The organism is Pseudoalteromonas sp. S3178, from assembly GCF_005886985.1.
Lineage (GTDB): Bacteria > Pseudomonadota > Gammaproteobacteria > Enterobacterales > Alteromonadaceae > Pseudoalteromonas > Pseudoalteromonas carrageenovora.
The window spans coordinates 1-11192 of sequence record NZ_PNCW01000068.1; the positions used below are offsets into that span (position 1 = coordinate 1).

Below are 11192 nucleotides of genomic sequence, written 5' to 3' on the forward strand. Positions count from 1 at the left end.
TTATCGCCTATTTATGGGGAGTAATCACACTTTATAGGCTCTGCCTTGCCTAAAAACCAAACACACTGCTGCAAATTCAACCATCAAAGATCAACATGCCCTAGGTATAACGTTATATTTTAATAAAATCTGTTTTATAGTAATTGCGCGACTCATCAAGAACAACTATCTACTCAAAAATTGATTTATGATTTTCTTGAAGCAATATATTGAATATAAAAATTCACGTATTGTTCACCAACGTTACTCTACGATTTCTTACAATGTTTCGTACATATAACTAAAAAAAACATGTTAATGTGTGAAAGTAAATTTAGAGGAGTGCTCAGTGCGCCGCAGTATAATTTTAAGCTTTTGTTGTATTTTAAGTGGTTGTAGCACAATGGGTTTTAACGACCTATTTAACGACTACGCCACTCAAATGACACCTGTAAGACATGCGATCGAAAATAATAATCTCGAAGAAGCACAGTCGCTCATTGCTAAAAATAGCGCTATGCACAGCAGCTACTTACTTAACCAATTAGAACAAGCTCGTTTAAACGATTTAGCAAACGCACCATCAGATGCTCAAACCAAGTTTGAAAATGTGTATACGCAAATGCAAAATAAGCGAGTAGCTGCAAAAGTTCAGTTAAGTGCAGGGCTTGAGCAAAGTAATGCATTATTTACTAACGACTCAGCCATTACATATTTACCGCCCGCTTACGAAATGAGCATGTTACATAGTTTTAAAGCATTAAATTATGTTTATAAAAATGATATTGAAGGCGCACTTGTAGAAGTGCGTCGCGCTAACAAAGTTCAAGTAGATGCTTTAGCAGATAACCAAACAGACATAGACTCAACAGTAAAAGAAGCACAGCAACACTACCCAAGTATGAGTAACGTTACACGAGACGTTAAAAATGGCTTTCAAAATGCGTATACGTTTTACTTATCGGCTTTGCTTTACCAAAGCGCTAAACAATATGACGATGCTTATATAGATTACAAAAAAGCACTAGCTATACAACCAAATAACATTTATTTACAGCGTGATGTAATGCGCCTTGCTAAAAAACAAGGGTTTGATCAAGACTTAGCTGAATTTAAAAAGCGCTATAGCGAGGCATCAAGCATATCTGCAAATCAAGGCGAGGTAGTTGTGCTATTTGAACAAGGCTTAGTGCCTAAACAAGATGAATTTAAATTACGCCTACCAATATATACATCTGGTGGCGATGCACGTTTTTATAGCCTTGCAATGCCAGTATATAAAGATAACGCCTACGTGCGTGGTGTAAATAATATCAACATAGACTCACAAAGTTTAGAGCTAAGCCCATTAGTACATATAGAAGCACTTGCAGCAAAAACATTAGAAGAACAAATACCTGCAAAAGTAGCGCGCCAAGTACTGCGCCTAGTCGCTAAAGAAAAAGTCAGAGCAGAGCTTGCCCGCAGCGCTGGTGACGTAGGAAATATACTGGCCAATATTTATAATTTAGCGTCTGAGCAAGCCGACACGCGCAGCTGGCTTACGCTTCCTAATCAAATAAGTGTAGCTCGCAGTAGCGTCAGCGCAGGCGAGCACTTAGTAAATATAGGCAATCACCCGCCTATAAATTTTACCGTTAGTAAGCAAAGGTTAACGTTAATTTACCTAACCTCTATTAATAACTACTTCAACTACCATGTAGTTCAACTCTAGGAGTCATCATGAAATACATAGTGCCACTACTTGCAGTCTTAATGCTAAGTGCATGTGCAACCCAACCTGTTACATCAGGAATATCAGTTGAACAAGGCAAAAACAACTTTAATGAGCAGTTGCGCGTTGATAACCCAGATTTAGGTAATAAGCTGGCGATTACTGATGTAAAAACGCGTCAAACTAACCAGTTAACCGACGTGGTAGTCACACTTTCTAGCCAATATAAAAAGTCACAATATTTACAGTACCAATTTAATTGGTTTGATAAAGACGGTTTTATAATTAAAGGCAATCACTCGCCTTGGCAAGCACTTACCCTATTTGGTTTTGCAAAAACTCAATTACCGGGCTTAGCACCAAGCTCTGATGCGGTTACGTTTTCTTTAGCTGTTAGAGAAGTGTCTACCGAATCACAAGAATTTAAAGATTAGAGGAAACAACAATGATCAATACAAAATTTAAAACAGTATCTACCTATGCTTTAGTAGGTTTAAGCGCGTTAGTATTAAGCGGCTGTGCAAATAAAGCAGTTGTAAGTTATGGCGATGCACAAGCTGTAGAAACAACCGATATTAACTTTGGCTCTACCGATTTACAAAAAGTTGCCAGCCAAATGACCGACTCATTATTAAGCTCGCCGGTTGTTGGCACAATGACCGCTAACAAGCGCCCTGTTGTATTTGTAGAGCGTATTAAAAACAAAACCAGCGAGCACATTGATACAGAATCAATCACCGATTCAATCTCTACTCAAATGCTTCGCAGTGGTAAGTTTCGTTTTGTAGATATGACACGTGTTGAGTCAGTGCGTGAACAACTTAATTTTCAAAACGAAGACGCCCTTGTTAACCCAGCAACAGCCGTTGCCTTTGGTAAGCAAATTGGTGCGCAATACATGTTATACGGAAACTTATCGAGCATAGTTAAATCAAATGCAGACAAATCAGACGTATATTACAAATTTACAATGCGCTTAATGGATATGGAAAGCGGCCTTGTAGAATGGGCTGACGAAACTGAAATTCGTAAAACTAAAGAAAAATCGACATTTGGTTGGTAGTTACTAAGCCTTTACGGGCTAATAAGCCCGTACTTGCTACCAATAGGAGATTATTATGAAAGCTATAACATTAGTAATGTGTGCTCTAATTACTATGAGCGCGCCAACTTTTGCCCAATATGAGCGAAATAAAGCAGTACCTGTTCAACAGGTTTTATTTGGTGATGTAAAATCGGTGCGTAATATTACCGAACAAGAACTCATACAAGATAAAAACAACGGTTGGAAAACCTTCGGCGGCGCTTTACTAGGTGGCGTAATAGGTAATCAGTTTGGTGGCGGAAGTGGGCGCACAGTGGCAACTATTTTAGGCTCAGTTATTGGCGGAAGTGTTGCACACAATAAGCAACAACAAAGCCATTATCAGCAAAATAATTTTGTTGAACTGTTAATACAAGTCGAAAATGGCGACCAGTTTATGGTAGTTCAAGATCAAGACCAGTCAATGCGTTTTAGCAGAGGCGACAATGTACGATTAGTCTATTTAAGTGATAACACCGTTCGTGTAGATAAAGCGTATTAGCCAATATATCAAGTTATTCATGACTAAAGTAAAAACGAGCCAAATTTGGCTCGTTTTTTTATGCATTTAAGTAATTATACTTGTCGATAATCTTTAAAAAAGCGCTTCATTTTAAGCATTGCATCCGACAAGTCATCTTTGCTTGGTAAAAACACTAGCCTAAAGTGATCAGGTTCAGGCCAATTAAATGCCCTACCGTGAACGAGTAATATTTTTTCGGCTTTTAGCAAATCGTACATCATTTTTTCATCGTCTTTAACGTTAAAATGCTCTGTATCTACCTTAGCAAATGCATACAAGGCGCCTTTAGGTTTTTTACAGCTAATTCCTTCAATTGCATTTAAACCGCGCCAAGCTATATCTCTTTGCTCGTATAAGCGCCCGCCTGGGTCTATTAGGCTATCAATTGATTGCACACCACCGAGCGCTTGCTGAATTGCGTATTGCGCAGGTACATTGGCACATAAACGCATAGATGAAAGTATTTCTAAGCCTTTTCGTAAATCATCCATAACCGAAGTGCGTCCGCTTAAAACCATCCAGCCCATTCTAAGACCCGCTGCACGATACGTTTTAGCTAAGCCATTAAAAGTAATAATTGGTACATCATCGCAAAGTGATCCAATAGACGTATGCGTTATACCATCGTATAAAATTTTCTCATAAATCTCATCACTTAACAGTAACAGCTTGTGCTCACGCGCAATGTCTATTAACTGCATAAGTAAATCGTCGCTATACACTGCACCCGTCGGATTATTAGGGTTAATTAGTACTAAGGCTTTAGTTTTAGATGTAATTTTACTTTTTATATCAGCAATATCCGGAAACCAATCTTGCTCTTCATCACACAAGTAATGCACTGGGTTACCACCAGATAACGTAACCGATGCAGTCCAAAGAGGATAGTCAGGTGCAGGAATAAGCACTTCGTCGCCATTATTCAATAGCGCTTGAGTGATCATTTGAATAAGCTCGCTTACGCCATTACCAATGTAAATGTTATCTACATCTAAGTTATGTAAACCTCGTTGTTGGTAGTGCTGATAAATAGCCACACGGGCTGAATAGAGGCCTTTAGAGTCACAGTAACCTTGGGCTGAATATAAGTTGCGGATAATATCGCGGTGCATATCTTCTGGCATATCAAAGCCAAAGGCGGCCGGATTACCTATATTCAGTTTTAATACTTTTTGACCTTCGTCTTCCATTTTTTTAGCTTGCGCTAAAACCGGCCCACGAATGTCATAACATACACCTTCTAATTTGTGACTCTTTTTAATTTCAGACATTATTACCTCTTTAGGGCGTATTGGCTTTATAGATTAAATTTGTTCAACCTAGGAGCGATTTAATCGCGACGTGAGGTGTGTGTAACCTAGTGGGCTCGTTAACTGCTCCTGCGTTACCCTACTGACTTACGTTCATGTAAGAATAAGTAAAAGTGAGTAACAAAGAGAAAATAGCCCCTAGGAAGACCCCTCTGGGCAATGCATGTTTGGATTTTATGTGTTGTTATCGTCTATTTATGTAGAAAAACCACACCGCATAGGCTCTGCCTAACCTAAAAACCAGACACTCGTTGCAAATTCAATCCAAGAAGATCAGCACGCCCTAGTGAGTATTTAGACTAACCTAGTAAAGGCGTAAAATGCTAGTCAATTTAGGTGCTTAATACTGAAATAAATTCACGTTTAAGCTGCATATTTTAACGAGACGCTAACCACTCATTTAATTTAACTTGAGAGCCTTTAACTTGCTCCATCAGATTATTTGAGGCATCGGTTGCTTGCGCTAAATCGTCAACAGTTAAGCTTTGCTCTATAATACGAGCAACTTCAGCAAGGCTTGATGCGCCAAACTGCGCAGCGTTAGACTTTAAACTGTGAGAGTGGCGAATAGCCGCTTCTTTATCTTGGCCAATAGTAGCCATAACGTCTGTACCTAAACGTTCAAATTCTGCACAGCAAAAATCAAGCGTATCCGGAAATTGCTCACCTAATAACGATTCCATACTTTCTAATGCAGATTCATCAATACTAATTTGTGTCATATTTTAAGCCCTTAAAAACAATCCGTGTTAAATCTATGTCAATACTATTACTCTATATTGATGCGTAAAAAAAACCAACTTAATTACCTTATAAATGTATAATTATGAGGATCATACTGGCAAAAAAGTTTATTAAATGGCACGCACACTTTGTAATAATTGTAATTTTTCACTTTCTACTTGTATTTGTAGTGCAGTTAAAGATGTAAATAACCACGTAAACGTTATTATTCTACAACACCCAAGTGAAGAAAAAATAGCAAAAAATACCGCTAAATTACTTAATTTAAGCTTAAGTGGTTGCCAAATAGTCAAAGGTGAAAATAATAACGACTTTGCGATTCTAAAAAGCCTACCTTTAGAATCAACAGTTTTACTTTACCCTAATGAGCAGGCTATAAATTTAGATGATAAAGCTCAAAGCGCTGAGTTAAACAAAATCACTCATTTAATCGTGATAGATGGCACATGGAAAAAAGCCTACAAAATATTACAACTCACTACGTTATTAAATCAGTTTAAAACAATCAGCTTTAAGCAATTACCTAAAAACCGCTACGCTATTCGAAAAGCCCCTAGAGCCGATAGCCTTTCAACACTTGAAGCCGTTGCTCATAGTTTGTTTTTAATAGAGCAGTTAAACCCCGCGCCACTTTATAATTTATTAGATGAATTAATAAAAAAACAAACCCAACATATGCCCGATCACGTAAAAGCACGTTACTTAGATTAAATACGGCGACATAAACGTTAATGCGTAATTACTCCAATAGATTAAAGCGAGGCTTTACTCGCCAAGGCCCCGACTATCGCTTTGACGACCAAGTCGACTTTAGCGATATAAGAACCACCTTTGGTTTTAGATCTATGGTTGTGGGTAAATGGGTTACTAAAGAAGAGCGCTTTATAAGTGCTAATTTAATTTACGATGCCCTAGCGGACCTTGCACAAATACTCCATTTACCGCCTAAAGCGATAGGCCTTCGCGGTAAACTTAATTTTGCATTTGGTCACGGCGGTCAAAAAGGTGTACAAGCGCACTACAATGCCGCCGACCAAACCCTAGCTCTTGCTAAAAATGCCGGTGGCGGCGCACTAGCCCACGAATGGTTTCATGCATTTGATCATCATATAAGCGAGCACTTATTTGCAGCTAAACCTCGCTTTGGTTTTGCATCAAAATTATGGCTTTCAAATACGCCTAATTTATCGCACCCTCTTAATAATGCGCTTAACGATTTTTACAAAAACGTGTTTTTAGATTTTGATGGGGAAGATGCAAATAAATTTGTACAAACGTGCATAAAACACGACCAAGCGCATAACATGAATTACATGAGTATGCCTGAGGAATTAGCTGCGCGCTGCTTTGAAGCCTGTATAGATGCTCACAGCACTATTCAAAATAGCTTTTTGGTTAGTGGCTTAAAAAGCAGTAATTTAATATACCCAAGTGATCAGCATGTTAATAAAGCAAATAAAGCGCTTAACCGTTATTTTGAATTACTGGGTTATGCGCTTCATAAAATAGACGAGTAATGTCTATATTAACTGGTTATTTATCGTCACTAATACGGCTTGCTACCGCACTGCTTTGATCTTTATATTTTGCGTCTTTACGAATGTTGTATGGGTTTTCGCACGGGCCTGAAAGCATTTCAAAACTCATTGCACCAATTTTCATCATTGGGCGCAGTGCTAGTGGTAGCTTACCTGAGTTATAAAATTCTAAAACAATATTGCCGCTCCAACCTGGGTCGATTCTGTGCGCGGTTACATGCACCATTAAACCTAAGCGGGCAAGTGATGAACGCCCGTCTAACCAGCCTACAATATCGGCAGGTAATGTTACTTTTTCATGAGTAATAGCCAGCGCAAGCTCGCCTGGGTGCAAAAAGAAAGCCTCGCCATCGGCAAGCTCAATCTCTTCACTCATTATTGATTCCATGGCTTTATTTAATTGATCTTTAGGGCCGCTTAAATCCACGAATGCTGCATTATGTGCATTAAAGGTTCTAAACTTATTCCCCAAGCGTAGGTCTGCAGTTACACCAGAAATCATTTCGCTCGTTGGCGCAGGCTCAATAACAATACGGCCATCGTTTAAGTATTCTTTAATATGTGTGTCTGAAAGTCTCATTTTTATTAATCTTCTGTAATCACAATTTCAATCGCATTGTGATGCTGTTGATAGTAAAGCGTGCTGGCCATTAGCCTCGCTGCTGCGCTGTATGTTTTACTTACTGCGGCGCTGTTATCGCTTGCAATAAGTTTGCCCTGCTCAGAGTATTCTCGAATATCTATCGCAAGTGGAATATGGCTAAGTACTGGCACGCCATGCTTGTGTGCCAATTTTTGTGCGCCATCTTTACCAAATACATGGTTTGCTTCACCACAGTGAGTACAAATGTAATGGCTCATGTTTTCAATTAAACCAAGCACAGGTACGTTTACTTTATTAAACATAGAGATGCCTTTTTGCGCATCGGCCAGAGCTAAATCTTGTGGGGTAGTAACAATAATTGTGCCACTTGCGGGTACTTTTTGGCTCATGGTCAATTGTATATCACCGGTACCTGGCGGCATATCAACAATTAAATAATCAAGCTCGCCCCAATCGGTTTCGTTTAATAATTGATTTAGCGCACCCGATGCCATTGGCCCGCGCCATACAGTTGCGTCATCACTTGGCACTAAAAAACCAATTGATTGGGCTTTAATACCGTTGGCATCAAATGGCTGAAGGCGTTTGTTATCTTTGGTTTGTGGCTCTGCGCCCACGAGTCCTAAAAGCATAGGAATAGACGGCCCATAAATATCAGCGTCTAAAATCCCTACTTTTGCGCCTTCATTTTTAAGCGCACCCGCTAAATTTACCGCGGTGGTAGATTTACCCACACCACCTTTACCCGAGGCAATAAGTACAATGTGTTTAATGGCTTTAAATTTGGCAGGCTCTTTAATGTTAACCACAGATTCAATGACCACAGGCACGCTTAAGCTTTCACTTACATGCTGCTGAACATGTGGCATTTCTGATTGCGCTGCAAATGGCAGTGTCAATTTAATGAGTATTGATTTATCGTCGTTTTGAGAAATAGAATTAATGAAGCTCTCATCAATTCCTACGGCAAAAGCCGCACTACGATACGCCGCTAAGGCAGTAATAATCGGTTGTTTTTGCACCGATTTAGAAGAGAATAGTTTCGACAGTCCAAACATAGCAATTAAATAGCGTTTCTTTGATGAAAAGTGCCACGGAATTATGTAACATTCAGGGCATTAACACCAGTCAATTAACAAAAATCCATAAGCTGTGCGCACTCTTGCCCTCTAGCTTGTAGATAAATTACTGATAATCTCCATTTTCACTATTAAAATGATGAGTTATCCTCAATTCGGAATGATTATGACGCAGCGAAAGATCCTGATTACCAGCGCATTACCTTATGCTAATGGCCCTACTCACTTAGGCCATTTATTGGAATACATTCAAACTGATATTTGGTCACGTTTTCAAAAGCTACAAGGCCACGAAGCATATTATGTTTGTGCCGACGATGCTCACGGCACGCCAATTATGCTAAATGCGCAAAAGCAAGGGATCACGCCTGAAGAAATGGTTAAAAATGTAAGCATTGAACGCCAACGCGACTTTGCCGACTTCAACATTAAGTTTGATAACTACCACAGCACTCACAGCCAAGAAAACAAAGAATTTAGCGAACTTATTTATAACCGCCTAAACGATGCCGGTCATATTAAAAAGCATACTATTTCGCAATTGTTCGACCCTGAAAAAGGCATATTTTTACCCGATCGCTTTGTAACCGGTACTTGCCCAACATGTAAGTCTGAAAACCAAAATGGCGACAGCTGTGATTCGTGTGGCGCAACTTACAGCCCAACAGAGCTAATTAACCCACGCTCTGTTATGTCTGGTGCTGAGCCTATTTTAAAAGATTCAGAGCATTACTTTTTTGACCTACCAGCATTTGAAGGCATGTTAAAAGAGTGGTTACACTCAGGTACTATCCAACAAGAAATGGCTAACAAGCTAGACGAATGGTTCACCGATGGCCTACAACAGTGGGATATTAGCCGTGATGCGCCTTACTTTGGTTTTGAAATTCCAAATGCACCAGGCAAATATTTCTACGTTTGGCTAGATGCGCCAATTGGCTACATGGCCAGCTTTAAAAACCTGTGTGACACAAAAGGCATCGACTTTGATGCGTTTTGGGCTGAAGGCTCAGACGCAGAGCTTTATCACTTTATTGGTAAAGACATTATTTACTTCCACAGTTTATTTTGGCCAGCAATGCTAGAAGGCGCTAATTTTAGAAAGCCTACAAACGTATTTGCACACGGTTTTGTAACCGTAAATGGCGAAAAAATGTCTAAATCTAAGGGTACGTTTATTAAAGCGCGTACTTATTTAGACAACCTAAACCCAGAGTATCTTCGTTATTACTACGCGGCTAAATTAAACAGCGGTATTATTGACCTTGATTTAAATCTAGAAGACTTTGCACAACGTGTAAATTCAGACCTAGTAGGTAAAGTGGTAAACATAGCGAGCCGTTGTGCAGGCTTTATTACTAAAAAGTTTGATGGCAAGCTAAGTAGCACTATTATGCAGCCAGAACTACTTGAAGAGTTTCAAGCAGCTGCACCAAGTATTACTGCCCATTACGAGAACCGCGAATACAGCCGTGCAATTCGTGAGATTATGGCGCTTGCCGATAAGGCAAACCAGTTTATTGATGGCGCTGCTCCTTGGGTGTTAATTAAAGACGAGACAAAACAGCAAGAAGCGCACGAAGTGTGCTCACTTGGCCTTAACTTGTTCCGCGTATTAATTACTTACTTAAAACCTGTATTACCAGAAATGGCTGAAAACGTTGAAGCGTTTTTAAATGATGAATTAGCGTGGGATGGTGTTCAAAATGCACTAGTAAGCCACCCTATTAATAAGTTTAAGCCGTTAATGCAACGCGTAGAAATGGATAAAGTAAATAAAATGGTTGAAGAATCAAAAGAAAGCCTAGAGTCAAAAGTAACGATTGACCCAAATAGCCCACTTGCAAAAGAGCCAATTAGCGATGAAATTGAGTTTGATGACTTTGCAAAAGTAGATTTACGCGTAGCTAAAATTGCAAAAGCAGAACACGTTGAAGGCGCCGACAAACTACTTAAGCTAACACTTGATTTAGGTGGCGAAACTCGCCAAGTGTTTGCGGGCATTAAATCAGCTTACGCACCAGAGGATATCGAAGGTAAGCTTACAGTAATGGTTGCAAACCTTAAGCCACGTAAAATGCGTTTTGGTATGTCTGAGGGCATGGTATTAGCCGCAGGCCCTGGCGGTAAAGAAATCTACATTCTTAATCCAGATGACGGCTCAGAGCCTGGTATGCGCGTAATGTAATATTACTCATACATTAAAAAACCGCTGATGTATCAGCGGTTTTTTTATGGGCAAAAGTAATGTTTAGTCGTATATTGAGCCTAGGCGTTTATACAAACGCCTTTGCATTAAATAAAGTGAATTGTAAATATGACCCAAATTTTAGATGCCAACAGAACAAAAGTAAGTAGTCAAATTAAGCAACACAAGTTAGTCGCCATACTGCGCTTAAAGCAGCAAAGCGATGTAGCAACATTAATTGATTGTTTAGGGCCTGTTTATCTTTCGAGGTTAAATTTGCAACAGACTGTTTGGTGTTAAGGCAAGGCAGAGCCTATGTAGTGTGGTTATTCCCCATAAATAGGCGATAACGCAGCATAAATGCCAAACAGGCGCTGCCCGAAGGGTTCTGCCTAGGGGCAATTTACTCTTTGTTGCTCGGTTTTTACT

General features: G+C 39.4%; 12 protein-coding genes. 8 read left to right on the forward strand and 4 right to left on the reverse strand.

The features are described from left to right. Window positions 1-328 precede the first annotated feature (328 nt). From CWC11_RS17335 to CWC11_RS17350, 4 genes are read left to right on the forward strand one after another with little or no spacing between them, the layout of a single operon-like run. Window positions 329-1693: a COG3014 family protein gene (locus tag CWC11_RS17335; RefSeq protein WP_138683685.1), complete on the forward strand. Its 1365-nt coding sequence runs from the start codon at window positions 329-331 to the stop codon at window positions 1691-1693. Window positions 1694-1701: 8 nt separating this feature from the next. Continuing rightward, window positions 1702-2127, forward strand: a complete 426-nt coding sequence (locus CWC11_RS17340) for a YcfL family putative periplasmic lipoprotein (RefSeq protein ID WP_138683686.1) — start codon at window positions 1702-1704, stop codon at window positions 2125-2127. 11 nt (window positions 2128-2138) lie between these two features. Continuing rightward, complete coding sequence (gene lpoB / locus CWC11_RS17345) at window positions 2139-2756, forward strand: penicillin-binding protein activator LpoB (protein ID WP_058549015.1); 618 nt, start codon at window positions 2139-2141, stop codon at window positions 2754-2756. Between the two features lie 55 nt (window positions 2757-2811). Further along, entirely contained in the window at window positions 2812-3279 is a 468-nt protein-coding gene (locus CWC11_RS17350) for an outer membrane lipoprotein (RefSeq protein WP_138683687.1), read from the forward strand. A 74-nt stretch (window positions 3280-3353) separates the two neighbouring features. Here CWC11_RS17350 and CWC11_RS17355 read toward each other — a convergent pair whose 3' ends face one another. Further along, window positions 3354-4571 (reverse strand): pyridoxal phosphate-dependent aminotransferase, encoded by a 1218-nt coding sequence (locus CWC11_RS17355; protein WP_138683688.1) that lies wholly within the window; start codon window positions 4569-4571, stop codon window positions 3354-3356. 416 nt (window positions 4572-4987) lie between these two features. Beyond that, entirely contained in the window at window positions 4988-5332 is a 345-nt protein-coding gene (locus tag CWC11_RS17360) for an Hpt domain-containing protein (protein WP_138683689.1), read from the reverse strand. Between the two features lie 136 nt (window positions 5333-5468). Here CWC11_RS17360 and CWC11_RS17365 point away from each other — a divergent pair, with 136 nt between their 5' ends. Together CWC11_RS17365 and CWC11_RS17370 are read left to right on the forward strand one after the other, a co-directional pair. Next, the gene (locus CWC11_RS17365; RefSeq protein WP_138683690.1) at window positions 5469-6065 is read left to right on the forward strand and encodes a tRNA-uridine aminocarboxypropyltransferase; all 597 of its coding nucleotides are present in this window, start codon (window positions 5469-5471) and stop codon (window positions 6063-6065) included. A 20-nt stretch (window positions 6066-6085) separates the two neighbouring features. Further along, the gene (locus CWC11_RS17370) at window positions 6086-6871 is read left to right on the forward strand and encodes a CLCA_X family protein (protein WP_138683691.1); all 786 of its coding nucleotides are present in this window, start codon (window positions 6086-6088) and stop codon (window positions 6869-6871) included. Between the two features lie 16 nt (window positions 6872-6887). Here the strand turns inward: CWC11_RS17370 and dcd are convergent, their stop codons facing one another. Both dcd and apbC read right to left on the reverse strand, forming a co-directional pair. Continuing rightward, window positions 6888-7472 carry a dCTP deaminase gene (dcd, locus tag CWC11_RS17375; RefSeq protein ID WP_089347429.1) on the reverse strand — a complete coding sequence of 195 codons (585 nt, stop codon included), beginning with the start codon at window positions 7470-7472 and terminating at the stop codon, window positions 6888-6890. A 5-nt stretch (window positions 7473-7477) separates the two neighbouring features. After that, window positions 7478-8554 (reverse strand): iron-sulfur cluster carrier protein ApbC, encoded by a 1077-nt coding sequence (gene apbC, locus CWC11_RS17380; RefSeq protein ID WP_138683692.1) that lies wholly within the window; start codon window positions 8552-8554, stop codon window positions 7478-7480. A gap of 187 nt (window positions 8555-8741) precedes the next feature. Between apbC and metG the strand changes: the two genes are divergently transcribed. Then, entirely contained in the window at window positions 8742-10763 is a 2022-nt protein-coding gene (metG, locus tag CWC11_RS17385; RefSeq protein WP_104642495.1) for a methionine--tRNA ligase, read from the forward strand. Window positions 10764-10892: 129 nt separating this feature from the next. Then, window positions 10893-11063 carry a hypothetical protein gene (locus tag CWC11_RS17390; RefSeq protein ID WP_249330762.1) on the forward strand — a complete coding sequence of 57 codons (171 nt, stop codon included), beginning with the start codon at window positions 10893-10895 and terminating at the stop codon, window positions 11061-11063. The last annotated feature ends 129 nt before the right edge of the window (window positions 11064-11192 follow it).